Here is a 24,507-nt window from a genome sequence, read left to right on the forward strand (position 1 = left end):
ACTTAACCTCGCATCATATCGTAACTCGCCGGTTCATTCTACAAAAGGCACGCTCTCACCCATTAACGGGCTCGAACTTGTTGTAGGCACACGGTTTCAGGTTCTATTTCACTCCCCTCCCGGGGTGCTTTTCACCTTTCCCTCACGGTACTGGTTCACTATCGGTCACTAGAGAGTATTTAGGGTTGGGAGATGGTCCTCCCAGATTCCGACGAGATTTCGCGTGTCTCGCCGTACTCAGGATACTGCTAAGGTTAATCTATCATTTAAATACGAGGCTGTTACTCTCTTTGGCTTACCTTCCCAGGTAATTCTTCTATAATGATTAATCCTATATCGCAGTCCTACAACCCGAAGTGTAAACACTTCGGTTTGCCCTCCTGCCGTTTCGCTCGCCGCTACTAAGGCAATCGCTTTTGCTTTCTCTTCCTGCAGCTACTTAGATGTTTCAGTTCACTGCGTCTTCCTTCTCATATCCTTAACAGATATGGATACTAGTCATTAACTAGTGGGTTCCCCCATTCGGACATCTCTGGATCAGCGCTTACTTACAGCTCCCCAAAGCATTTCGTCGTTAGTCACGTCCTTCTTCGGCTTCTAGTGCCAAGGCATCCACCGTGCGCCCTTATTAACTTAACCTTATTAACCTAGTTTCTTTAAAACTAGAAAACTCATTAAATATTCACAGCGTTTTCGGTTTATTTTCTTGTTACTTTCTACAATCTATTTCTAGATCGTGGAATTTGATATAGATATTCAATTTTCAATGAACAATTTGAACCTTTCGATTCAATGGAGCCTAGCGGGATCGAACCGCTGACCTCCTGCGTGCAAAGCAGGCGCTCTCCCAGCTGAGCTAAGGCCCCACAAGACCTCTCAAAACTAAACAAGACGCAAATGGCAGGTTTCCTTATCCTTAGAAAGGAGGTGATCCAGCCGCACCTTCCGATACGGCTACCTTGTTACGACTTCACCCCAATCATCTATCCCACCTTAGGCGGCTGGCTCCTAAAAGGTTACCTCACCGACTTCGGGTGTTACAAACTCTCGTGGTGTGACGGGCGGTGTGTACAAGGCCCGGGAACGTATTCACCGCGGCGTGCTGATCCGCGATTACTAGCGATTCCGACTTCATGTAGGCGAGTTGCAGCCTACAATCCGAACTGAGATTGGCTTTAAGAGATTAGCTTGCCGTCACCGGCTTGCGACTCGTTGTACCAACCATTGTAGCACGTGTGTAGCCCAGGTCATAAGGGGCATGATGATTTGACGTCATCCCCACCTTCCTCCGGTTTATTACCGGCAGTCTCGCTAGAGTGCCCAACTTAATGATGGCAACTAACAATAGGGGTTGCGCTCGTTGCGGGACTTAACCCAACATCTCACGACACGAGCTGACGACAACCATGCACCACCTGTCACTTCTGCTCCGAAGAGAAAGCCTATCTCTAGGCCGGTCAGAAGGATGTCAAGACCTGGTAAGGTTCTTCGCGTTGCTTCGAATTAAACCACATGCTCCACCGCTTGTGCGGGCCCCCGTCAATTCCTTTGAGTTTCAACCTTGCGGTCGTACTCCCCAGGCGGAGTGCTTAATGCGTTAGCTGCGGCACTAAGCCCGGAAAGGGCCTAACACCTAGCACTCATCGTTTACGGCGTGGACTACCAGGGTATCTAATCCTGTTTGCTCCCCACGCTTTCGAGCCTCAGCGTCAGTTACAGACCAGAGAGCCGCTTTCGCCACCGGTGTTCCTCCATATATCTACGCATTTCACCGCTACACATGGAATTCCACTCTCCCCTTCTGCACTCAAGTCCTCCAGTTTCCAAAGCGTACAATGGTTAAGCCACTGCCTTTAACTTCAGACTTAAAGAACCGCCTGCGCTCGCTTTACGCCCAATAAATCCGGACAACGCTCGGGACCTACGTATTACCGCGGCTGCTGGCACGTAGTTAGCCGTCCCTTTCTGGTTAGTTACCGTCACTTGATAGATTTTCCACTCCTACCAACGTTCTTCTCTAACAACAGAGCTTTACGATCCGAAAACCTTCTTCACTCACGCGGCGTTGCTCGGTCAGACTTCCGTCCATTGCCGAAGATTCCCTACTGCTGCCTCCCGTAGGAGTCTGGGCCGTGTCTCAGTCCCAGTGTGGCCGATCACCCTCTCAGGTCGGCTATGTATCGTCGCCTTGGTGAGCCTTTACCTCACCAACTAGCTAATACAACGCAGGTCCATCTCACAGTGAAGCAATTGCTCCTTTTAAATAACTAACATGTGTTAATTACTCTTATGCGGTATTAGCTATCGTTTCCAATAGTTATCCCCCGCTATGAGGCAGGTTACCTACGCGTTACTCACCCGTTCGCAACTCATCAGTCTAGTGTAAACACCAAACCTCAGCGTTCTACTTGCATGTATTAGGCACGCCGCCAGCGTTCGTCCTGAGCCAGGATCAAACTCTCATTAAAAGTTTGAGCTTTGCTCTTTTCTGTCTCGCTGACAGATTTATTGTTTTTTTGTCATTGACGGATTTACAATGTAAATCCACCCTGCACATTCGTTCGTCTTGTTCAGTTTTCAAAGGTCTTTGCCTCTCTTGAGACAACTTCTATATTCTAGCAAACTTATTCTGCTTTGTCAACTACTTTTTTTAAGTTGTTAACTACGCGCTAATAGAAACTGCTCTCTCGAGACAACTTATTCATTATACTAAATATTTCTACTTCCTGTCAATACTATTTTTGTATTTTATAAATTTAGTATAGACATAACTATTCCTCTATATTCAATTAAGAGAAATTATATAACCACTATTGAGAAATGTAGTCTAGCGATTAAATTCTTTGCTCATCGAAAATATCCAATAAATATAATAATGCATAAAACGCCTGCTTACGAAATATAAACAAAATTGTTTGCATTTCGTAAACAAGCGTTACCTATTTAACAATATATGATGAGTGTTCCCGCTGAGAATAATTCTCAGCGGTAGACCAGAGCTAGACTAAGAATCGATTGATTCCATCATCATAACACTCAACAAAATTGATAAAAATTATACTAATTCAATAATTGCCATTGGGGCAGCATCGCCACGGCGTGGTTCTGTTTTAAGAATACGAGTGTATCCTCCGTTACGTTCAGCATAACGAGGTGCGATGTCGTCAAAAAGGTTTTGAAGAGCTGTTGTTGATGTATATTTATCAGAAGCTTCATCATAGTTTTCTGATGCAATTTCATTACGTACATAAGCAGCAGCTTGACGACGAGCATGTAAATCACCACGTTTACCTAGAGTAATCATTTTTTCAACTGTTTTACGGATTTCTTTAGCACGTGCTTCAGTAGTTACAATTGATTCGTTGATAATAAGATCGGTTGTCAAATCACGAAGCATTGCCTTACGTTGTGAGCTAGTGCGTCCTAGTTTACGGTAAGCCATTATGTCCTCCTATTTTATTTATCGTTTTTTAATCCAAGACCTAGATCGGCAAGTTTGATTTTAACTTCTTCAAGACTCTTACGTCCTAAGTTTCGGACTTTCATCATTTCAGGCTCAGTTTTTTCTGTTAAATCAAATACTGTATTAATTCCAGCACGTTTTAAACAGTTATATGAGCGCACTGACAAATCAAGTTCCTCAATTGTCCGGTCAAGCACTTTCTCATCGTTCACTTTCTCTGTTTCCTTCATTACTTCAGTTGCTTTAGCAACCTCTGTTAAATCAGTAAACAAGTTTAAGTGTTCAATTAAGACGCGAGCTGAAAGACCAAGAGCATCCTCAGGAATGATTGTGCCATTTGTCATGATTTCAATAGTTAATTTATCAAAGCCATCGTTACTACCTACACGAGCAGGTTCAACTTGATAATTAACTTTTTTCACTGGTGTATAGATTGAATCTACAGCCAATGTTCCCACTGGTGCATCATCTTTTTTATTTCCTTCTGCTGGAACATAACCTCGGTTTTTAGCAACTGTCATTGTTGCTTTCAAACTGTGACCTTCAGCAATTGTGAAAAGATAATGGTCAGGGTTTACAATTTCGATATCACTATCTGTTAAAATATCTCCGGCAGTAATTTCTGCAGGACCTTCAACGTCTAGTTCGATAATCTTTTCGTCTTCGACGTAAGATTTCACAGCAAGTCCTTTTACATTAAGGATGATTTGCATCACATCTTCACGTACACCTGGGATAGTATCAAATTCGTGTAATACTCCATCAATTTTGATTGATGTGACTGCTGCACCTGGAAGTGAAGACAGAAGCACACGACGAAGAGAGTTTCCTAGAGTTGTACCGTAGCCACGTTCTAGTGGTTCGATGACAAATCTGCCGTAATCTTTATTTTCATCAATTTTTGTTATTATTGGTTTTTCAAACTCAATCATTTAGTTACTCCCTCTTAAACGAAAAGTTGTGTACTATAAAATGCTATGATTATACACGACGACGTTTTGGAGGACGAGCACCATTATGTGGTACAGGAGTCACATCACGAATTGCAGTTACTTCAAGACCAGCTGCAGCAAGGGCACGGATAGCAGATTCACGACCTGAACCAGGACCTTTTACAGTAACTTCAACAGTTTTAAGACCGTGTTCTTGTGCAGATTTAGCAGCAGCTTCAGCAGCCATTTGAGCAGCAAATGGAGTAGATTTACGAGAACCTTTAAATCCAAGAGCACCAGCTGATGACCATGCAAGAGCGTTACCATGCACATCTGTAATCATAACAATAGTGTTATTGAATGTAGCGTGAATATGAGCAACACCAGATTCGATGTTCTTTTTCACACGACGTTTGCGTGTTGGTTTAGCCAATTGTTTTACCTCCTATTTTATTTTTTCTTACCTGCAATCGCAACAGCTTTACCTTTACGAGTGCGAGCGTTATTTTTAGTATTTTGTCCACGGACAGGAAGTCCACGACGGTGACGGATTCCACGGTATGAACCGATTTCCATCAAACGTTTAATATTCAAGTTTACCTCACGACGTAGGTCACCTTCAACTTTGATTGCATCAACTTCACGACGGATAGCGTCCTCTTGATCTGGTGTCAAATCTTTAACGCGGATATCTTCAGAAATACCTGCAGCTGCTAAGATTTTTTTAGATGTAGAAAGACCAATTCCGTATACATAAGTAAGTGAAATTACTACACGTTTGTCATTTGGAATATCAACTCCAGCAATACGAGCCATTTTATCTCCTTTCTATATTATCCTTGACGTTGTTTGTGTTTTGGGTTTGTCGGACAAATTACCATAACACGACCGTTACGACGAATAACTTTACAGTATTCGCAAATTGGTTTAACCGATGGTCTTACCTTCATGTTTTAATCCCTCCAATTATTTCGACTATTTAAAGCGGTATGTGATGCGTCCACGTGTTAAATCGTATGGGCTCATTTCAACAGTAACACGATCACCTACCAAAATACGGATGTAGTTTTTACGGATTTTTCCTGATACAGTTGCCAAAATTTGGTGTCCATTTTCCAACTCAACAGTAAACATTGCGTTAGGCATAGTTTCAACAACTTTACCTTCAATTTCAATCACATCTTCTTTTGCCACGCAAAAGTACCCCCTAAATTTCGATTTGATGTCCTCTATAAAGAGGTAACAATTATAAGTCAGACTAACTTAGTATATCATTACTAATCTACTTATGCAAGTAGATTAGCATAATTTATTTGAGTTCTAGCAACGCTTTTTCAACATCTGCAAAAACTTCTGTTATTTCTTGATTACCTTCAATATCTGTAACAAGACCAAGCTTACGATAGTGTTCAAGAATAGGTTCTCCTTGAGCAATATTAACGTCCAAGCGACGTTTGACAGTTTCAGGCTTATCATCTTCACGTTGATAGTAATCTTCTTCTTTATAATCTACTGGTGGGTTGAACACTTTGTGGAAAGTTTCACCAGTTTTACGATTGATAATACGACCACTCAAACGCTCTATAAGACATGATGGATCCACTTTAATATTAATAACACCATCTAAGCGTAGTCCTAGTTCTTCAAGCGTAGCATCTAAGGCGTGTGCTTGTTCAATAGTACGTGGATATCCATCAAGTAAAAAACCTTTTTCTGCGATATCATCCTCAGCTAAGCGCTCTTTTACAATCCCGTTTGTTACTTCATCAGGAACCAATTCACCTTTATCAATATAACTTTTAGCTAAACGTCCCATTTCGGTTTGATTAGCCATTGCGGCGCGGAACATATCCCCTGTTGAGATGTGAGCAACACCAAATTCTTCAACGATCTTAGCTGCTTGAGTACCTTTACCAGCACCAGGCAAACCCATAATTAAAAGATTCATTATAGTCTCCTTATTTTGTTTTTAAATAAATCCAACACAGCATGTCGGACTTATTAAAAAACAAAATAGAAGGTTGACAGAGTCAACCTATATTCTATTCTGTTGTATTCATGAATCCAACATAGCGTCTCTTCAAAAGATAGCCCTCGAGTTGTTTCATACCTTCAATACCCGTTGCAATCAAAATGAGTAAGCTTGTCCCACCTAACGCAATACTTGATGACAAATGCAACGCTTGTTGAGCAATAATTGGTAACAAGGAAATAAATGCTAGAAATACTGAACCAATTGTTGCTAATTTTTTCAATAGCGATGACATATATTCTTCTGTTTCTCGTCCTGGTCGAATACTTGGAATGTAGGACGAATTTTTTTGAAGATTCTCTGCTGTCTTTTCAGGGTTTACTTGTACAAAAGTATAGAAGAAAGAGAACAGAATAATCAAGATAGCATAGATAATCATACCGACTGGGGTTTGATAATTAAGTAATTCTTGGAGTTTAGTAAGCCAAGGAATTTCTTTGCCATTTTGAAAGAAAGGAATAATCGTACTTGGAATTGTTGTAATCGAGCTAGCAAAGATAACGGGAATAACACCAGCTGGATTTACTTTTAGAGGAAGATATGAACTTGTAGGAGCTCCTTGAACAAGTTTTGTATATTGGATTGGAATTTTGTATTCAGCTTGTTGAATAAATGTTGTAAAAAATACAATTGCTAATACTGCTACGATAAGGATCCCGACAAAGATGTAAGAATTTGTAATTGCTGAAGAGCGTACATTTACAAAGAAATCTTCGTAGATAGTTGTAATTGCACTTGGAATGGAAGAAATGATACCCGCAAAGATAATCATAGACACTCCATTTCCGAATCCCTTATCAGTAATTTGTTCACCTAGCCAAGTAACCACCATACTACCTGTTGTAAGGATTGCACCAATAAGCAAATATGTTTGTACATTCGGAGTTTTAACTAAAGCAACACTTGATAGAGTGTTAAAACCAGCAGTAATACCAATTGATTGTACGAATGCAAGGAACAAAGAAATATAACGTGTAGCTTGGTTAAGCTTACGACGACCTACCTCTCCTTGTTTTCCCCATTCAACAAACTTCGGAAGAATATCCATTTGAAGTAACTGAACAACAATAGACGCAGTAATGTAAGGGCTAACTCCCATAGAGAATACCGAAAAGTTTCTCATTGCATTACCACTAACTAAGTTAAGCATATTTAGAAATGGAAGTTCACCCATTTGTTCTAAACTCTTAACATTGATGCCCGGTACTGTGATATGCGTTCCGATACGAAATACAAGAAGGATAAAGATAGTAAATAAAATTTTATTTCTTACCATCTTTACTTTGAGTGCATCTCTAAGTAATTTTAAAAACATAATGAGTTACCTCTCATTAATTAGATGACTTCGATTGAACCACCTTTAGCAGTGATAGCTGCTTCAGCAGATTTAGAAAATTTAGCTGCTTTAACAGACAATTTCTTAGTTAATTCACCATTACCAAGAATTTTAACGCCTGATTTTTCAGCACGCACGATTCCAGCTTCTTTAAGAACAACTGGAGTTACTTCAGTACCATCTTCAAAGACATTTAATTGGTCAAGGTTCACAAGAGCATATTCTTTTGCATTGATGTTTGAGAACCCACGTTTTGGCATACGACGGAACAATGGAGTTTGTCCACCTTCAAAACCAAGGCGTACTCCACCACCACTACGCGCTTTTTGTCCTTTTTGACCACGTCCAGAAGTTTTACCATTACCTGAAGATGTACCGCGACCCACACGATTGCGGACTTTACGTGATCCTTCTGCAGGTTTTAATTCATGAAGTTTCATTATTTTTTCTCCTTATTTGTAAAATGCTAACGCCTTTACGAGGGAAAAGGTACTCCCCGCAAAGACTCGCCTATACGATTTGTTTAAATCGCACCAATAACAATCAGTGCGATTTAGCATTTAATTAAGCTTCTTCAACAGTTACTAAGTGAGAGATAGCGTTAACCATACCACGGATGGCAGCATTATCTTCCTTAACAACTGAAGAGTTTAATTTACCAAGTCCAAGGGCAACAACTGTTTTACGTTGTTCTGGTTTGCGACCGATTGGAGACTTAGTCAAAGTAATTTTAATTTGAGCCATTATAATCCCCTTTCTTATGCTAAGTCAGAAACAGAAATGCCACGTAAAGCAGCAACTTCTTCTGCACGTTTTAATTGTTTCAAGCCCTCAACAGTTGCGCGAACAATGTTGATTGGAGTGTTTGAACCAAGTGATTTAGATGTAATATCTGCAATACCTGCTAATTCGATGACGGCACGAACAGCACCCCCAGCGGCAACCCCAGCACCCTCAACAGCTGGTTTCAACAATACTTTCGCTCCACCAAATTCTGAACGAACTTCGTGAGGAATTGTTGTACCGACCATAGGAACTTCAACCATGTTTTTCTTAGCAGCTTCAACAGCTTTGCGAATAGCTTCTGGTACTTCTTGAGCTTTACCTGTACCAAAACCAACACGACCATTACGGTCACCAACAACTACAAGAGCTGCAAAACGTAGACGACGTCCACCTTTAACAACTTTTGTAACGCGGTTAATCGCAACAACGCGCTCTTCAAGTTCTACTGCATTATCTTTAAATGCCATTATTAAGTGTCCTCCCTATTAGAATTTCAATCCGTTTTCACGAGCTGAGTCAGCCAAAGCTTTTACACGTCCGTGATAGAGATATCCACCGCGGTCAAACACCACTTCAGAAATACCTTTAGCTACTGCGCGTTCAGCAACAAGTTTACCGACAACAACGGCTTGTTCTGTTTTTGTTCCGTTAGAAACTTCTTTATCAAGAGTTGATGCACTTGCGAGCGTTACACCCGCTACGTCATCAATTACTTGAGCGTAGATGCCTGTATTAGAACGGAAAATGTTCAAACGTGGGCGATCAGCAGTTCCAGAGAGTTTACCGCGAACGCGACGGTGGCGTTTTTGGCGGATTTTATTTTTATCTGGTTTCGAAATCACAATTTTCACCTCTTAAATATATTGTTATGTCAAAATGACAATATTAAAATGAAAAGATAGAGAATTTGCAGAAAAGATTCTACAAAATCTATCAATCCTATTATTTACCTGTTTTACCTTCTTTACGGCGTACGAATTCACCAACGTAACGAATACCTTTACCTTTATATGGTTCTGGTGAACGTAAGCTACGAACGTAAGCAGCAGTTTGTCCAACGCTTTCTTTGTTGATACCGATTACGTTGATTGTTGTTGGAGTTGGCACTTCAAAAGTAACACCTTCTGGAGCTTCAACTTCGTCTTGGTGAGACTTACCAACAGAAAGAACAAGTTTTGATCCTTGAAGTTGTGCACGGTAACCAACACCGCGCATTTCAAGAGCTTTTTTGAAACCTTCAGAAACACCAACAACCATGTTGTTCAAGTTCGCACGAGTTGTACCATGAATTGTTTTCATTTCTTTTGAGTCGTTAGGACGAGTAACTGTTACTTCAGTCCCTTCAACAGTGATTCCAATATTTTTATTAAACTCACGAGTGAGTTGGCCTTTAGGTCCTTTTACAGTAACAACATTATCCTTGTTAATGATTTCAACACCTGCAGGCAATGTAATTACTTTATTACCAATACGTGACATGTTTATTTTCTCCTGTTAAATTGTCAAGCTGCTTGAGCAACTAGTTTTCACGGGGACTCATGAGAACACAGGATTATACTGTGACTCAATGAGCATTTTAGGTAAAATTTTACCAAATATATGCAAGTACTTCTCCACCAATATTTTTTTGGCGAGCTTCTTTGTCAGTCAAAAGACCTTCAGAAGTTGATACAATTGCAATACCAAGTCCGTTAAGAACTTTAGGCATATCTTCATGTTTAGTATAAACACGAAGACCTGGTTTTGAAATACGTTTCAAGTTAGTGATAACACGTTCACCATTTTGTCCATATTTAAGGAACACACGGATGATGCCTTGTTTGTCATCTTCAATAACTTCAACGTTTTTTACAAAACCTTCACGTTTAAGGATATCAGCAATCCCTTTTTTAATGTTTGATGCAGGTACTTCTAACACTTCATGTTTTACTTGGTTAGCATTACGAATACGAGTTAAAAAGTCTGCAATTGGGTCAGTCATAACCATTTTTTAATTCTCCTCTTATTAGCAGTTTGAATTGAATCACTTGCTAATTAATGAGTCCTTACGGACGTTGTAAGACTAGGTCTTAGTATATTTGCGTTTAAAAATCAGTGCCATTATCAACGACACCTTTTAAACACAAAGCATCATTAATTTATTACCAAGATGCTTTAGTTACGCCTGGTACTTGACCTTTATAAGCCAAGTCACGGAAGCAAACACGGCAAAGTTGGAATTTGCGGTAAACTGAGTGTGGACGTCCGCATTTTTCACAACGAGTGTAAGCTTGCGTAGAGAACTTCGCTGGGCGTTTGTTCTTAGCAATCATAGATTTTTTAGCCAATTTATTTACCTCCTAGATTACTTTGCAAAAGGCATTCCAAGGCCTTTTAGCAATTCACGTGACTCTTCATCAGTGTTAGCAGTAGTAACGATAACGATATCAAGACCACGTACTTTATCAACGTCATCAAAGTTGATTTCTGGGAAGATCAATTGTTCTTTAACTCCAAGAGTGTAGTTTCCACGTCCATCAAATGATTTCGTTGGAACACCATGGAAGTCACGTACACGTGGAAGTGAAACAGAAACTAATTTATCCAAGAATTCGTACATACGTTCACCGCGCAGGGTAACTTTTGCACCGATCGCTACACCTTCACGAAGACGGAAGCCAGCGATTGATTTCTTAGCTTTAGTAATAAGTGGTTTTTGACCTGAAATAAGTGCTAACTCAGCAGCAGCTTTCTCAAGATTTTTAGCGTTTGATACAGCATCACCAACACCCATGTTAAGAACGATTTTCTCAACTTTTGGCACAGCCATAACAGATGAATAGTTAAATTTTTCTGTCAACGCAGGAACAACTTCATTAGTATATTTTTCTTTTAAGCGATTTGCCATTATGCTTCTCCTTTCCTTCGTGATTAATCAAGCACTTCGCCTGATTTTTTGTTGTAACGAACTTTTTTGCCGTCAACAACTTTGTAACCAACACGTCCTGCTACACCATTTTTATCAAGAACTTGAACGTTTGACACATGGATTGGAGCTTCTTTTTCAACGATAGCGCCTTGAGGGTTTTCGTTATTTGGTTTTTGATGTTTCTTGATGAGGGCTACGCCTTCAACAACAACTTTGTTTACTTTTGGAAGAGCTTTAAGAACTACAGCTTCAGTGCCTTTGTCCTTACCAGCAATAACGCGAACTTTGTCGCCTTTTTTTACAAACATTTGAGTTTTTCTCCTATTTTTCTTACGCCTCGAAAGGCACCCTAGGAAATCCTAGGGGACTACGTTTGTTAATCTGAGATTAAAGTACTTCTGGTGCCAATGAAACGATCTTCATGTAGCCACCTTCACGCAATTCACGTGCAACTGGGCCAAAGATACGAGTTCCGCGAGGAGTTTTATCGTCACGGATGATTACAGCAGCATTGTCGTCAAATTTGATGTATGAACCGTCTGGGCGGCGTGCACCAGTTTTTGTACGAACGATAACAGCTTTAACCACATCACCTTTTTTAACTGCTCCACCAGGAGTAGCTTGTTTTACAGAAGCAACGATTACGTCACCGATGTTAGCGAATTTACGTCCTGAACCACCAAGTACTTTGATAGTCAAGATCTCACGAGCACCGCTATTATCAGCAACTTTCAAGCGAGTTTCTTGTTGAATCATTTCAATTTTCTCCTTTTAGTTTGATTAGATAATAACAGCTTTTTCCACTACTTCCACAAGACGGAAACGTTTTGTAGCTGAAAGTGGGCGAGTTTCCATGATACGAACGATATCGCCTTCTTTAGCAACGTTGTTTTCATCATGTGCTTTATATTTTTTAGAATAGTTGATACGTTTACCATAGACTGGGTGGTTACGTTTAGTTTCAACTACAACTGTGATTGTTTTGTCCATCTTGTCAGACACTACGCGTCCGTAAAGAGTTTTACGTTGATTACGTTCCATTTAGAATTTCTCCTTTCCCAATCTATTATTTCATTTCTGATTGCACAGTTTTAACACGTGCAATTTGTTTCTTAACTTCGTCAAGGCGAGCAGTCTTTTCAAGTTGACCTGCTGCAGCTTGGAAACGAAGATCAAACAATTCTTTTTTGAGTTCGTTTTCTTTCTTAGCAAGTTCTTCTTGAGACAATCCACGAAGCTCTTTAACAAAATCTTTAATTTCTTGAAGTTTCATGTCTTCTCCTTATTCTGCTTCACGTTTTACGAATTTGCATTTAACTGGTAATTTGTGGCTAGCAAGACGTAATGCTTCACGTGCAACTTCTTCAGAAACACCAGCAATTTCAAACATCACTTTACCACGTTTAACTGGTGCTACCCAACCTTCAGGTGCCCCTTTACCAGAACCCATACGTACACCGATAGCTTTTGCAGTGTATGATTTGTGTGGGAAGATTTTAATCCAAACTTTACCACCACGTTTCATGTAACGAGTCATCGCAATACGGGCAGCTTCGATTTGACGGTTTGTAATCCAGTGGCTAGTTGTAGCTTGAAGTCCGTATTCACCGAATGAAACTTCTTTACCACCTTTAGCCTCACCGCGCATTTTTCCACGGAATTCGCGACGGTGTTTAACACGTTTAGGTACTAACATTTGTTATTTGCCTCCTTTAGTGTTTTTACGAGCTGGAAGAACTTCTCCACGGTAAATCCAAACTTTAACGCCAAGTTTACCATAAGTTGTGTCAGCTTCTTCCCAAGCATAGTCGATATCAGCACGAAGCGTGTGAAGCGGAACAGTTCCTTCTGAATAACCTTCAGCACGAGCGATATCAGCACCGTTCAAACGACCAGAAACTTGAGTTTTAATACCTTTAGCTCCTGCACGCATTGTACGTTGGATTGCTTGTTTTTGAGCACGACGGAAAGCAACACGTTGCTCTAATTGACGAGCAATATTTTCACCAACAAGGTGAGCATCTAAATCAGGTTGTTTGATTTCAATGATGTTGATGTGTACTTGTTTTCCAGTTAATTTGTTAAGTTGACCACGAAGAGCGTCAACGTTTGCTCCACCTTTACCGATAACCATACCTGGTTTAGCAGTGTGAAGTGAAACAATAACTTTGTTTACTGCACGTTCAATTTCAATAGTTGAAACTGATGCGTCAGCTAATTCTTTATTAATGAATTTACGGATTGCAAGATCTTCATGAAGGTAATCCGCGTATTCTTTTTCAGCATACCATTTCGCATCCCAGTCACGGATGATTCCGACACGCATACCAATTGGATGTACTTTTTGACCCACGATTTTACCTCCTTATTTTTCTGATACAACTACAGTTACGTGAGTTGTACGTTTGTTGATTGGTGAAGCTGAACCTTTCGCACGTGGACGGAAACGTTTCATTGTTGGTCCTTCGTTAGCGAATGTTTCAGATACTACCAAGTTTGCTTTTTCCAAACCAAAGTTGTTTTCTGCATTTGCAATTGCTGAGTTAAGAGTTTTCTCAATAACACGAGCTGCTTTGTTTGGAGTGAATTTTAAGATTGCGATTGCGTCAGCAACATTCTTACCACGGATAAGATCAAGTACTAAACGTGTTTTACGAGGTGAAACACGCACTGTACGAGCCATTGCTTTAGCTGAAGTAATTTCTGCCATTGTGTCCTCCTCCTATTAACGACGTGTTTTCTTGTCGTCAGCTGCGTGACCTTTGTAAGTACGTGTTGGTGCAAATTCACCAAGTTTGTGACCTACCATGTCCTCTTGGATATAAACAGGAACATGTTTACGTCCATCATAAACTGCGATTGTGTATCCGATGAAACTTGGGAAAATCGTTGAACGACGTGACCAAGTTTTGATTACTTTTTTCTTTTCGTCATTTGCTTGAGCTTCAACTTTTTTCATTAAATGCTCGTCGACGAAAGGTCCTTTTTTAAGACTACGTCCCATTTTGTAGTTTTCTCCTTTAAATAATGTACCACAACGGCCTGTACACTATAGTGTACTACCGAGCTGGCGGATTTGTATAAGATTATGCTATTAACCTATTATTTTTGGTTACGACGACGAACAATAAGTTTGTCTGATTTAGCTTTCTTATTACGAGTTTTAAGTCCAAGCGCAGGTTTACCCCATGGAGTAGATGGTGCTTTACGACCAACTGGTGCTTTACCTTCACCACCACCGTGTGGGTGATCGTTAGGGTTCATTACAGAACCACGAACTGTAGGGCGAACACCTTTCCAACGATTACGTCCTGCTTTACCAATGTTAACAAGTGATTGCTGTTCATTACCAACAGTACCAATTGTTGCACGGCAAGTACCAAGGATCATACGTACTTCACCTGATTGAAGGCGAACAAGAACATATTTACCTTCTTGACCAAGTACTTGAGCAGAAGCACCAGCGGCACGAATCAATTCAGCACCTTTACCTGGTTGCAATTCAATATTATGGATAACTGTACCGACTGGAATGTTAGCAAGCGGAAGTGCGTTACCAACTTTGATGTCTGCTTCTGGACCAGAAATAATGCGTTGACCTACTTCAAGGCCTTTAGGCGCAAGGATGTAAGCTTTAACACCATCAGTATAGTGTACAAGAGCAATATTTGCAGTACGATTTGGATCGTATTCAATTGTTTTAACAACTGCTTCAACACCATCTTTATTACGTTTGAAGTCAATCAAACGGTAATGACGTTTGTGTCCACCACCTTGGTGACGAACAGTAATACGTCCGTTGTTGTTACGTCCTGCTTTATTCTTTAGTGAAACAAGCAATGATTTCTCAGGAGTGTTTGTAGTGATTTCTGCAAAATCCAAAGAAGTCATATTACGACGGCCATTTGTCGTTGGTTTATAAACTTTAATACCCACGTTATTTCCTCCTTAGATTATTCAGCTTCAGCAGCAAACAACTCGATTGCTTTTGAATCAGCTGTAAGAGTGATAATAGCTTTTTTAGTTTTTGAAGTGAAACCTGTGTAACGACCAACACGTTTTGCTTTGGGTTTAACTGTCACAGTGTTTACACTTGCAACTTTTACTCCGTCAAATGCAGCTTCAACAGCTTGTTTGATCAAAAGTTTGTGTGCACGTGTGTCAACTTCAAATGTATATTTCCCTGCTTCAAGAGCAACCATTGATTTCTCAGTGATAACAGGTTTTTTGATTACGTCATACAAATTCATTATGCAAGAACCCCCTCGATTGTAGAGATTGCTTCTTTAGTAACAAGAAGTTTGTCTGCGTTAACGATATCAAGAACACTTGCAGTAGTTGCAGTAGCAACTGTAACGTTTGGAAGGTTACGCGCTGAAAGTGCAGCAAATTCGTTACCTTCTTCAAGGATTACAAGTACTTTTGAATCAATGCTAAGTGCTGAAAGAACTGACGCAAATTCAGCAGTTTTTGGAGCTGCAAATGAAAGGTTTTCTACAGCTACAAATTTATCTTCAGCAACTTTTGCTGAATAAACTGATTTCAACGCAAGGCGACGAACTTTTTGTGGAAGTTTGTAGCCGTATGAACGTGGAGTTGGTCCAAAGACAACACCACCACCACGCCATTGTGGTGAGCGGATAGAACCTTGACGAGCGCGTCCAGTTCCTTTTTGACGCCATGGTTTACGTCCACCACCAGATACTGCTGAACGGTTTTTAACCGCGTGAGTTCCTTGGCGAAGGCTAGCGCGTTGGCTGATTACAACATCAAAAACAACTGATTCGTTTGGTTCAATACCGAAGATAGCTTCGTTAAGCTCAACTGAGCTAACTTCTTTACCAGTTTGGTCAAATAGTTTAACGTTTGCCATTTTAACTGTTTTCTCCTTTCTTATTATTTAGCAGCTTTAACTGCTGATTTGATAGTGATAAGAGATTTCTTAGCACCTGGTACGTTACCTTTGATGAGGACAACGTTTTTCTCTGGGATAACTTGTACAATTTCAAGGTTTTGAACTGTTACACGGTTACCACCCATACGTCCTGCCAAGCGTTTGTTTTTGAAAACGCGGTTAGGCGCAACAGGTCCCATAGAACCTGGACGACGATGGTAACGAGAACCGTGAGCCATAGGACCACGTGATTGACCATGGCGTTTGATAACACCTTGGAAACCTTTACCTTTTGATGTCCCTGTGACGTCAACAACATCACCAGCTTCAAATTGTTCTACAGATAATTCTGCACCAACTTCTAAGCCTTCAATGTTTTTGAATTCACGAATGAAGCGCTTAGGAGCTGTGTTTGCTTTTGCAACATGGCCTTTGGCAGGTTTGTTACTCAATACTTCACGTTTGTCATCAAAACCAACCTGAACTGCTTCGTAACCGTCTGTTTCAACAGTTTTAACTTGAAGCACAACGTTTGGAGTTGCTTCAATGACAGTAACAGGGATGAATTCGCCTGATTCAGTGAAGATTTGAGTCATTCCCACTTTTTTCCCTAAGATTCCTTTTGTCATGAGAAAATATTTCCTTTTCTTATTTTATTTCAAAAAGGTTTTTATGAGCGTTTTTTGTGCTCAAAAAAGTTTTTTACGAGCGTTTTTTGTGCTCAGAAATCAAATTAAAGTTTGATTTCTACGTTGACACCACTTGGAAGATCAAGTTTCATCAAAGCATCAACAGTTTTTTGTGTTGGGTTGATGATGTCTACCAAACGTTTGTGTGTACGCATTTCAAACTGTTCGCGAGAATCTTTATATTTGTGAGTCGCACGAATAATTGTGTAAAGACTGCGTTCAGTTGGAAGCGGAACTGGTCCAGCAACTGTAGCACCTGTACGTGTTGCAGTTTCAACGATTTTTTCTGCCGCTGTATCAAGTGTACGGTGTTCGTACGCTTTCAAACGGATACGGATTTTTTTGTTTGCCATCTTTTCTCCTCTCGTCTATTTACGATAATAGGCTAGCTCCTCAAGAAAACCAACACGAGTCGCGTGGCAATGCAACCTAGCGTGTCGCAACCTCTTGCATCATAGCTAAAGCTGTTCATACACAGCACCAGTATATGATATCAAAAAAAAACAGCACACGCAAGCATTATTTTATTATTTTCGAAAAAAATGCAACCATTTCTGGTTACATTTTTTGAATATATCGATGATAGTGAACTTTCAAAAACAGCCACCTAAAGATATTGTCTGCTATCGTAGCCATCCAAACCCCAAGCAAACCTAATTCAAAAACTATTCCTAATAAATAACCAAGAACTACTCTGATTAACCACATGCCTATAGTCGTTGTGTAAAATGGGAGTTTAGCATTTCCTAATCCTTGCCAAGCTGCTGTATAAACCAAGGTCCCAATAGTAGCAGGTACTCCTACGAAAGATAGCAAAATAACAATCAAACTTCCTTTAATGGCAGAAGGATTATTTGTAAATAACTGTGTCAATGGTTTGCCTGCAAGAAGCATAAAACTTGATATAAGGATCATTAGAACTAAGCCAATATAATACGAACTTTGAATAGTTTCTTCTATAGATTCTCTGTTTTTTTGTCCTACATATTTTGCAGTTAGGATAATTGTAGCAGTTGCGATGCCAAGTCCTGGCATATAATTAAATTGTGTCAAGGTTTCTCCAATAGCATTTCCCGCTACAACATTTGTACCTAACTGAACAACAATAGCAACTATAACAACATCTCCAGCTCGCATCATCAGACGTTCTCCTGCTGATGGTAAGGCAAGATTCCAAATTTGTGCACTGATTTTCCAAGTCATTCTTTTTATTATCTTTTTAATAGGAAGATACTTCGCAAGGATACAAATACCAATTAATCTTGCGATAAGAGTTGATACTGCCACTCCGACCAAACCATAGCGCCACTCAAAAATAGCAAAACCTGATAAGACTGCATTGAGGAAATTGACAAAAATACTGACATACATTGGTAAACGAGGTTGCCCTTGCACACGTAAAAATGAGCCTAGGGTGGTTAACATTCCTAAAGTAACAACACCTCCACCCACAATTGCTAAATATAAACCACCAACTTGTGCGACACTTTTTGTTGTCCCTAAAAGTTTAAAGAAAGTTTGTCCAAAAACAATCGAGATAATTCCTAATACTGCCCCTATCAGTAATGTTAGAAAAATGGCTTGAGAACATACTGAAATTGCATCATCCTTCTTACTACCTGCTAACGACTTGGCCAATAGACTTGCTATACTCGCCCCTAAAGCTATAAAAATAGCTTGATAAATAGTAATTATATTATTAGCAACTGAAACACCTGATACTGCTACAACACCTAACTGAGCCACTAGATAATTATCAACTACTCCCATGAGCATTTGTAAGATATTTTCAATCATAGCTGGTATAGCTAACTGAATAATCTCTTTACTATAACGCACAGTATCTCCTTTCTATTACCCAGGATCATTAAAAAGAGAGTGATGGGAAAATTTCTAAAATGTTTCTTTCTCGCTCTAAATATTTTAAAACAATCGTATTTTTATTATTGTTTCAAACCTAGACACTCTTCAACCGTTTCTCGCATATTTGAGGTAGGTACTACCGTTCTATGGATTACTTCGGCCTTTTGTAGATCTGTAACCGCCTTAGGTAAAGAAACACCTGACAAATCGTTTAAGATTGAAATAGCAGCGAAATCCTGTATCTCTTCTTTATTTGTAATAGCCTTTGTAACAACACACGGGAACTTATAAGGACTTGCTGTTGACACAATTACTGCTGGAGTTTGATCTTTAGTTTCTGTCTGATAAGCTTGATAAACAGCTGATGCTACAGCTGTATGCGGATCCTCTATATACTGATACTGGTCAAATAAATGTTTGATGTCTAATTCAACAAATTGTTCTGTCGCAAATCCCGCTACAAAGCTCTCTAAAATATTTGCTTGCCTAGCCTCTAAGGCATACTCCCCAGTAGTCACTAAATCTTCCATTAATTTTTTAGTCGTTTCTGCATCATCGCCTAAAAGGTGAAAGATTAATCGTTCTAGATTAGAGGAGACCAAAATATCCATAGAGGGACTTGATGTCACTTTAAATTCTCGATTTTTATCGTAGGTTTGTGTCTTAAAAAAATCTGTTAGAACGTTATTATCATTTGAGGCACAAATGAGTTTGGTAACAGGTAATCCAATTTGACTAGCATAATATGCTGCTAAAATATTACCAAAATTTCCTGTAGGTACACTAAAATTAATTGGTTGACCAATTGAGATTTCCTTTGACTTAACTAATTGAGCATATGCATATATATAGTAAACAATTTGAGGAACAAGGCGACCGATGTTCATTGAATTGGCTGATGATAACTGCATATGCTGCTGTGATAATTTTAATCGAAGAAGGGAATTATTGAACATTTCTTTAACTGAAGTCTGTGCATCATCAAAATTTCCTTCAATCGCAACAACATGAGTATTTTGTCCGGCTTGTGTTATCATCTGCAATTCTTGGATATAACTAACACCATTTTTAGGATAAAAGACAATAATCTCAGTTCCTGGAACATCTGCAAAACCTGCCATCGCTGCCTTGCCAGTGTCACCTGATGTTGCTGTTAAAATAACGATTTTATTATCAACCCCTTGTTTTTTGGCTGCTGTTGTTAGCAAATAAGGAAGAATGGATAAAGCCATATCTTTAAATGCAATTGTAGGACCGTGAAATAATTCAAGGTGATACCGGTCTCCAATCTTTACTATCGGGGCTATTTCACTTGTATCAAATTTAGTATCATAAGCTTGACTAATACAGTAATCCAATTCTTGTTCAGTAAAATCATCAAAAAAAGCTGACAAAACGAGTTTAGCCACTTCTTGGTAGGAAGCATCCTTAAGTTTAGTGAAATCTAAATCAACTTTTGGAAATGTGATGGGGGTAAAGAGTCCTCCATCGTCAGCTAATCCCTTTAGAATCGCTTGACTAGCTGTCACTTTATTACTAGCATCACGTGTTGATTGATATACTATTGCCATAAGAATCCCTCTTTATATAAATATCTTTTAGTTATTGTAACACAATTTAATAACATGTCCATTGTTCGTTATATAATTAACCCCCTTTATTAAAATAAAGGGGGTTCGTAACATCATTATCACTTTGTAAAGTCAAGAACTTTACGTCCTTGAATCAATCCTCTTTCCATTTCATCGAATACTTGAGGAGCTGTATCCACAGGCACTTTTTCAACCACCGGTACTACCAAGCCTTCTGCTCCAAATGCGAAGGCTTCTTCTAAGTCTTTACGAGTTCCAACTAAGGAACCAACCACACGAATCCCATCAAGTACTGTTTTTACAATACTCAATTCCATATATTCTGATGGAAGACCGACAGCTACCACTGTACCTCCAGCACGAACGCTGTCAATCGCCTGATTAAACGCAACTTTAGAAACAGCAGTCACAACCACTCCATGACAACCGCCTGTCTTTTCTTGAATATATGCCGCAACATCTTTTATTTCTTTGCCATTAACTGTCAAATCTGCTCCAACCTCTTTAGCTAATTGAAGTTTATCTGCGTTAATATCAACAGCTACAACATGAGCATTGAATACTTTTTTTGCATATTGGACTGCTAAGTTTCCAAGACCACCTGCACCATACACTGCAATCCACTGACCAGGAGCAGCTCCAGCTTCTTTGATAGCCTTGTATGTTGTTACTCCAGCACAAGTGATTGATGATGCTTGAGCTGGGTCTAATCCCTCAGGAACCTTAACCGCATAGTCCGCGGTAACAATAGCGTATTCACTCATACCACCATCAACACTGTATCCAGCATTTTTAACACTACGACAAAGTGTCTCACGTCCTGTAGTACAGTATTCGCAATGACCGCACCCTTCAAAGAACCATGCAATAGAGACACGATCACCAACCCTCAAAGACGTTACGCCTTCTCCAATTTCTTCTACTATACCAATGCCTTCGTGACCCAAAATGCGTCCTGGTACCTGGCCGAAATCTCCATGTGCAACGTGTAAATCAGTATGGCATACACCACAGTATTCTACTTTTACAAGTGCTTCACCATGACCAACTTTTGGAAGATCATGCTCAACAACTTCAACACCTGTACTAGCTTGATTAACAACAACCGCTTTCATGATAAAACCTCCTAGAAATAAATATATCTTATTTTGTAATCGTTTACATTTTATATTGTATTATTCTTCACAAACTATGTCAAGTGATTTTCAGAAAATTTTTTGAAAATATTCTTAACCGGTTAATCTTTTTGAAACTAAAAATCCCACTCAATAGAGTGAGATTCTTCGACTGCTGTTACTTACGACGTCCTGGACGTTCCTCATAACCATAATAAGCATCTTCGATGATTTCTTGCATGTGATCTACCATCGGAAGGCGTGGATTTGCTGGTGAACATTGATCTTCATATGCTAAGAAAGCTAGTTCACGAGATTTTTCTTTCCATTCTTTTTCATCAATGCCTTGGTCGCGGAAATTCATCTTAATACCTAAACGTGTTCCAAGGTCATACACAGCTTTTGCATATGATTCGACAGCTTCTTCTGGTGTTGCTGCTGGTAAGCCGAGTAATTTAGCGATATCTTGATACTTTTCGTCAGCACGATAGTAATTGTACTTAGGCCATGTTGCTGTTTTAGCTGGACGAGTTCCATTATAGCGGATAACATACGGCAAAAGAATTGCATTTGTACGTCCGTGTACGGTATGGAATTGTGCGCCAATTTTATGCGCCATTGAGTGAGAAATACCTAAGAATGCATTGGCGAAAGCCATACCTGCCATAGTTGACGCATTGTGCATCTTTTCACGTGCTTCAAAATCAGCATCTTTTACTGAGCGTTCTAAGTAGTCAAACACAATTTTAATTGCTTGAAGAGCAAGTCCGTCTGTATAATCATTTGCCATCTGTGAAACATAAGCCTCTGTTGCATGTGTCAATACATCCATACCCGTATCAGCCGCAATAAAACCAGGAACAGTCATAACAAGGGCCGGATCAACGATAGCTACAGTTGGTGTTAATGAATAATCAGCGATTGGATATTTACGATTATTTGCTTTGTCAGAGATAACGGCAAATGGTGTCACTTCAGAACCTGTTCCAGAAGTTGTTGGAATAGCAACAAATTTTGTTTTCTTACCAAGTTCTGGGAATTTGAACGCACGTTTACGGATATCCATGAATTTTTGAACGAGGTCATGGAAATCAACTTCTGGTTGTTCATAGAAGAGCCACATAACTTTCGCAGCATCCATAGGAGAACCACCACCTAATGCAATAATAGTGTCTGGTTTGAAGGTACGCATCAAATCTGTTCCTTTCATTACTGTTGTAATGTCTGGATCTGGTTCTACTTCAGCAAAAATCTGATAAACAACTTTATTGCGACGAAGATCAAGTTGTTCAATGATACGATCCAAGAAACCAAGCTCAACCATGGCGTGATCTGTAACAATCATGACACGTTCAACATCGCGACATTTTTGCAAATATTGAATAGAATCACGTTCGAAGTATGTTTTTGAAGGGACTTTAAACCATTGCATATTATTTCTACGTCTTCCTACTTTTTTGATATTCAAGAGATTTATAGCACTAACGTTATCACCAACTGAGTTACGTCCATACGAACCACAACCAAGAGTCAATGATGGCAAGAAAGCATTGTAAACATCCCCAATACCACCAAAAGTAGAAGGAGAATTCCAAATAACACGGATAGCACGAATTCTAGTTCCAAATTCACGAGCTAAGTCTGCATCTTTTGTATGAATAGCAGCTGAGTGCCCTAGACCATTAAACTCAACCATTTGACGAGCTTTTTCAACACCATCTTCTGTAGATTCAGCTTTCAATACTGCAATAACAGGTGATAGTTTTTCACGTGTCAAAGGTTCTTTTTCACTAACTTCAGTACATTCTGCGGCAAGAATATTTGTTCCTTCTGGAACAGTAAATCCAGCTTGTTCAGCAATCCAAACTGCTGATTTTCCAACAATATTTGGATTTAATTTTGCACCAGCACAGTTTTTGCTATTTGCTTTTGCACCAAAACAGAATTCTTCAAGAAGAGCTTTTTCTTTCTTATTAACGAAATAGGTATGATAAGATTTAAATTCTTCAACAAATTCTTTATAAATTTCTTTATCAATAATAACAGCCTGTTCTGATGCACATACCATACCGTTATCAAATGATTTAGACATAACAATATCGTGAGCGGCTTGTCGGATATTAGCTGATTTTTCAACATAAGCTGGAACATTCCCAGCACCTACACCAAGGGCAGGTTTCCCACATGAGTAGGCAGCTTTAACCATCGCATTACCACCTGTCGCAAGGATAGTGGCAATACCATCATGGTTCATCAAAGCATTAGTTGCATCAATTGATGGTTGTTCAATCCATTGGACACAATTTTCAGGAGCTCCAGCAGCAATAGCAGCATCACGAACAATACGTGCTGCATGTGCTGATGATTCTTGTGCTGATGGGTGGAAGGCAAAAATAATTGGATTACGTGTTTTAAGAGAGATTAATGACTTGAAAATAGCAGTTGAAGTTGGGTTGGTTGTTGGCGTGATACCACAGACAACTCCCACTGGTTCAGCAATTAATGTCAAGCCTGTGACATCGTCTTCTTCAATAACTCCCACTGTCTTTGTATGACGCATGTTGTTAACGACGTGTTCACATGCAAATAAATTTTTTGTCGCTTTATCTTCAAAGACACCACGACCAGTTTCTTCTACTGCATGAAGAGCAAGTTCTCCATGGGCATCCAAGGCTGCAACAGAAGCTTTAGCTACAATATAATCAACTTGTTCTTGATTAAGTTGACGCATCTCATCAAGTGCTTTTAAACCATTTTGAACCAATGTATCAATTGCAAGAGCAACATCTGTAGTTTCTACTGCTTTAGTTTTTTCAGTCATTTGAGACTCCTTTTGATTTGTTAAATGTTTCACAAATTTGTTTACGAGATTATTATAGCATATTTAAAAACTTTGT

Annotated in this window: 33 protein-coding genes, 1 tRNA gene and 2 rRNA genes (1 of these 36 cut by a window edge); all 36 read right to left on the reverse strand. The window is 39.5% G+C overall.

What is annotated here, in order from left to right; translation table 11 throughout:
* A 23S ribosomal RNA gene (locus tag EGX70_RS07475) occupies positions 1-639 on the reverse strand; it reaches 2,259 nt to the left of the window's first position.
* 154 nt (positions 640-793) lie between these two features.
* Positions 794-866, reverse strand: a tRNA-Ala gene (locus EGX70_RS07480).
* A 54-nt stretch (positions 867-920) separates the two neighbouring features.
* Positions 921-2,468 (reverse strand): 16S ribosomal RNA (locus tag EGX70_RS07485).
* The 16S and 23S rRNA genes sit together here with 1 tRNA gene alongside, the layout of an rRNA operon.
* Positions 2,469-3,055: 587 nt before the next feature.
* Positions 3,056-3,442 (reverse strand): 50S ribosomal protein L17, encoded by a 387-nt coding sequence (gene rplQ / locus EGX70_RS07490; protein ID WP_123948053.1) that lies wholly within the window; start codon positions 3,440-3,442, stop codon positions 3,056-3,058.
* Between the two features lie 14 nt (positions 3,443-3,456).
* Entirely contained in the window at positions 3,457-4,395 is a 939-nt protein-coding gene (locus EGX70_RS07495) for a DNA-directed RNA polymerase subunit alpha (RefSeq protein ID WP_000568977.1), read from the reverse strand.
* A gap of 49 nt (positions 4,396-4,444) precedes the next feature.
* A complete protein-coding gene (gene rpsK / locus EGX70_RS07500) occupies positions 4,445-4,828 on the reverse strand; it encodes a 30S ribosomal protein S11 (RefSeq protein ID WP_001118387.1) in 384 nt (127 codons plus the stop codon).
* 17 nt (positions 4,829-4,845) lie between these two features.
* Complete coding sequence (gene rpsM, locus EGX70_RS07505) at positions 4,846-5,211, reverse strand: 30S ribosomal protein S13 (protein ID WP_000090785.1); 366 nt, start codon at positions 5,209-5,211, stop codon at positions 4,846-4,848.
* 17 nt (positions 5,212-5,228) lie between these two features.
* Positions 5,229-5,345, reverse strand: a complete 117-nt coding sequence (gene rpmJ / locus EGX70_RS07510; RefSeq protein ID WP_000868345.1) for a 50S ribosomal protein L36 — start codon at positions 5,343-5,345, stop codon at positions 5,229-5,231.
* A 25-nt stretch (positions 5,346-5,370) separates the two neighbouring features.
* Positions 5,371-5,589, reverse strand: a complete 219-nt coding sequence (gene infA, locus EGX70_RS07515) for a translation initiation factor IF-1 (protein ID WP_001040189.1) — start codon at positions 5,587-5,589, stop codon at positions 5,371-5,373.
* Between the two features lie 115 nt (positions 5,590-5,704).
* Positions 5,705-6,343 carry an adenylate kinase gene (locus EGX70_RS07520; RefSeq protein ID WP_001050420.1) on the reverse strand — a complete coding sequence of 213 codons (639 nt, stop codon included), beginning with the start codon at positions 6,341-6,343 and terminating at the stop codon, positions 5,705-5,707.
* 94 nt (positions 6,344-6,437) lie between these two features.
* The gene (secY, locus tag EGX70_RS07525; RefSeq protein ID WP_000478891.1) at positions 6,438-7,742 is read right to left on the reverse strand and encodes a preprotein translocase subunit SecY; all 1,305 of its coding nucleotides are present in this window, start codon (positions 7,740-7,742) and stop codon (positions 6,438-6,440) included.
* Positions 7,743-7,762: 20 nt separating this feature from the next.
* Complete coding sequence (rplO, locus tag EGX70_RS07530) at positions 7,763-8,203, reverse strand: 50S ribosomal protein L15 (protein ID WP_000766093.1); 441 nt, start codon at positions 8,201-8,203, stop codon at positions 7,763-7,765.
* Positions 8,204-8,327: 124 nt separating this feature from the next.
* Positions 8,328-8,507: a 50S ribosomal protein L30 gene (gene rpmD / locus EGX70_RS07535; RefSeq protein ID WP_000057245.1), complete on the reverse strand. Its 180-nt coding sequence runs from the start codon at positions 8,505-8,507 to the stop codon at positions 8,328-8,330.
* Between the two features lie 14 nt (positions 8,508-8,521).
* Positions 8,522-9,016, reverse strand: a complete 495-nt coding sequence (gene rpsE / locus EGX70_RS07540; RefSeq protein ID WP_000874199.1) for a 30S ribosomal protein S5 — start codon at positions 9,014-9,016, stop codon at positions 8,522-8,524.
* A gap of 18 nt (positions 9,017-9,034) precedes the next feature.
* The gene (gene rplR / locus EGX70_RS07545) at positions 9,035-9,391 is read right to left on the reverse strand and encodes a 50S ribosomal protein L18 (RefSeq protein ID WP_001865622.1); all 357 of its coding nucleotides are present in this window, start codon (positions 9,389-9,391) and stop codon (positions 9,035-9,037) included.
* Between the two features lie 100 nt (positions 9,392-9,491).
* A complete protein-coding gene (gene rplF / locus EGX70_RS07550) occupies positions 9,492-10,028 on the reverse strand; it encodes a 50S ribosomal protein L6 (protein ID WP_000086621.1) in 537 nt (178 codons plus the stop codon).
* A gap of 109 nt (positions 10,029-10,137) precedes the next feature.
* On the reverse strand, positions 10,138-10,536 hold the full coding sequence (gene rpsH / locus EGX70_RS07555) for a 30S ribosomal protein S8 (RefSeq protein ID WP_000245508.1): 399 nt from the start codon (positions 10,534-10,536) through the stop codon (positions 10,138-10,140).
* Positions 10,537-10,690: 154 nt separating this feature from the next.
* Positions 10,691-10,876: a type Z 30S ribosomal protein S14 gene (locus tag EGX70_RS07560; RefSeq protein WP_001085698.1), complete on the reverse strand. Its 186-nt coding sequence runs from the start codon at positions 10,874-10,876 to the stop codon at positions 10,691-10,693.
* Between the two features lie 17 nt (positions 10,877-10,893).
* The gene (gene rplE / locus EGX70_RS07565) at positions 10,894-11,436 is read right to left on the reverse strand and encodes a 50S ribosomal protein L5 (protein WP_000013545.1); all 543 of its coding nucleotides are present in this window, start codon (positions 11,434-11,436) and stop codon (positions 10,894-10,896) included.
* Between the two features lie 23 nt (positions 11,437-11,459).
* The gene (gene rplX / locus EGX70_RS07570; protein WP_000497687.1) at positions 11,460-11,765 is read right to left on the reverse strand and encodes a 50S ribosomal protein L24; all 306 of its coding nucleotides are present in this window, start codon (positions 11,763-11,765) and stop codon (positions 11,460-11,462) included.
* 79 nt (positions 11,766-11,844) lie between these two features.
* Positions 11,845-12,213 carry a 50S ribosomal protein L14 gene (gene rplN / locus EGX70_RS07575; protein WP_000615920.1) on the reverse strand — a complete coding sequence of 123 codons (369 nt, stop codon included), beginning with the start codon at positions 12,211-12,213 and terminating at the stop codon, positions 11,845-11,847.
* Positions 12,214-12,237: 24 nt separating this feature from the next.
* Entirely contained in the window at positions 12,238-12,498 is a 261-nt protein-coding gene (gene rpsQ, locus EGX70_RS07580; RefSeq protein WP_000440811.1) for a 30S ribosomal protein S17, read from the reverse strand.
* Between the two features lie 25 nt (positions 12,499-12,523).
* Positions 12,524-12,730 (reverse strand): 50S ribosomal protein L29, encoded by a 207-nt coding sequence (rpmC, locus tag EGX70_RS07585; RefSeq protein ID WP_000775731.1) that lies wholly within the window; start codon positions 12,728-12,730, stop codon positions 12,524-12,526.
* Between the two features lie 9 nt (positions 12,731-12,739).
* On the reverse strand, positions 12,740-13,153 hold the full coding sequence (gene rplP / locus EGX70_RS07590; protein WP_000960950.1) for a 50S ribosomal protein L16: 414 nt from the start codon (positions 13,151-13,153) through the stop codon (positions 12,740-12,742).
* A 3-nt stretch (positions 13,154-13,156) separates the two neighbouring features.
* On the reverse strand, positions 13,157-13,810 hold the full coding sequence (rpsC, locus tag EGX70_RS07595) for a 30S ribosomal protein S3 (RefSeq protein ID WP_000529929.1): 654 nt from the start codon (positions 13,808-13,810) through the stop codon (positions 13,157-13,159).
* 12 nt (positions 13,811-13,822) lie between these two features.
* Positions 13,823-14,167: a 50S ribosomal protein L22 gene (rplV, locus tag EGX70_RS07600; RefSeq protein WP_000818141.1), complete on the reverse strand. Its 345-nt coding sequence runs from the start codon at positions 14,165-14,167 to the stop codon at positions 13,823-13,825.
* 15 nt (positions 14,168-14,182) lie between these two features.
* A complete protein-coding gene (gene rpsS / locus EGX70_RS07605) occupies positions 14,183-14,461 on the reverse strand; it encodes a 30S ribosomal protein S19 (RefSeq protein ID WP_000533765.1) in 279 nt (92 codons plus the stop codon).
* Between the two features lie 98 nt (positions 14,462-14,559).
* Positions 14,560-15,393, reverse strand: coding sequence for a 50S ribosomal protein L2 (gene rplB, locus EGX70_RS07610; protein WP_000511737.1), 834 nt, complete (start codon positions 15,391-15,393; stop codon positions 14,560-14,562).
* 17 nt (positions 15,394-15,410) lie between these two features.
* Positions 15,411-15,707: a 50S ribosomal protein L23 gene (locus tag EGX70_RS07615; protein WP_001055343.1), complete on the reverse strand. Its 297-nt coding sequence runs from the start codon at positions 15,705-15,707 to the stop codon at positions 15,411-15,413.
* Entirely contained in the window at positions 15,707-16,330 is a 624-nt protein-coding gene (gene rplD, locus EGX70_RS07620; RefSeq protein WP_000024418.1) for a 50S ribosomal protein L4, read from the reverse strand. Before rplD ends, EGX70_RS07615 begins: the two co-directional genes overlap by 1 nt.
* A 23-nt stretch (positions 16,331-16,353) precedes the next feature.
* Positions 16,354-16,980 carry a 50S ribosomal protein L3 gene (rplC, locus tag EGX70_RS07625; RefSeq protein WP_000160205.1) on the reverse strand — a complete coding sequence of 209 codons (627 nt, stop codon included), beginning with the start codon at positions 16,978-16,980 and terminating at the stop codon, positions 16,354-16,356.
* Between the two features lie 104 nt (positions 16,981-17,084).
* Entirely contained in the window at positions 17,085-17,393 is a 309-nt protein-coding gene (gene rpsJ, locus EGX70_RS07630) for a 30S ribosomal protein S10 (RefSeq protein ID WP_001284518.1), read from the reverse strand.
* Positions 17,394-17,598: 205 nt separating this feature from the next.
* Positions 17,599-18,879 carry an MATE family efflux transporter gene (locus EGX70_RS07635; RefSeq protein ID WP_001270711.1) on the reverse strand — a complete coding sequence of 427 codons (1,281 nt, stop codon included), beginning with the start codon at positions 18,877-18,879 and terminating at the stop codon, positions 17,599-17,601.
* Positions 18,880-18,983: 104 nt separating this feature from the next.
* Entirely contained in the window at positions 18,984-20,474 is a 1,491-nt protein-coding gene (gene thrC, locus EGX70_RS07640; protein WP_001029125.1) for a threonine synthase, read from the reverse strand.
* A 119-nt stretch (positions 20,475-20,593) separates the two neighbouring features.
* Positions 20,594-21,610: an alcohol dehydrogenase AdhP gene (gene adhP / locus EGX70_RS07645; RefSeq protein ID WP_000649193.1), complete on the reverse strand. Its 1,017-nt coding sequence runs from the start codon at positions 21,608-21,610 to the stop codon at positions 20,594-20,596.
* A gap of 178 nt (positions 21,611-21,788) precedes the next feature.
* Complete coding sequence (gene adhE / locus EGX70_RS07650; RefSeq protein WP_000137036.1) at positions 21,789-24,431, reverse strand: bifunctional acetaldehyde-CoA/alcohol dehydrogenase; 2,643 nt, start codon at positions 24,429-24,431, stop codon at positions 21,789-21,791.
* Positions 24,432-24,507 lie beyond the last annotated feature (76 nt).

The organism is Streptococcus sp. FDAARGOS_522 (assembly GCF_003812445.1).
Taxonomy (GTDB): domain Bacteria; phylum Bacillota; class Bacilli; order Lactobacillales; family Streptococcaceae; genus Streptococcus; species Streptococcus agalactiae.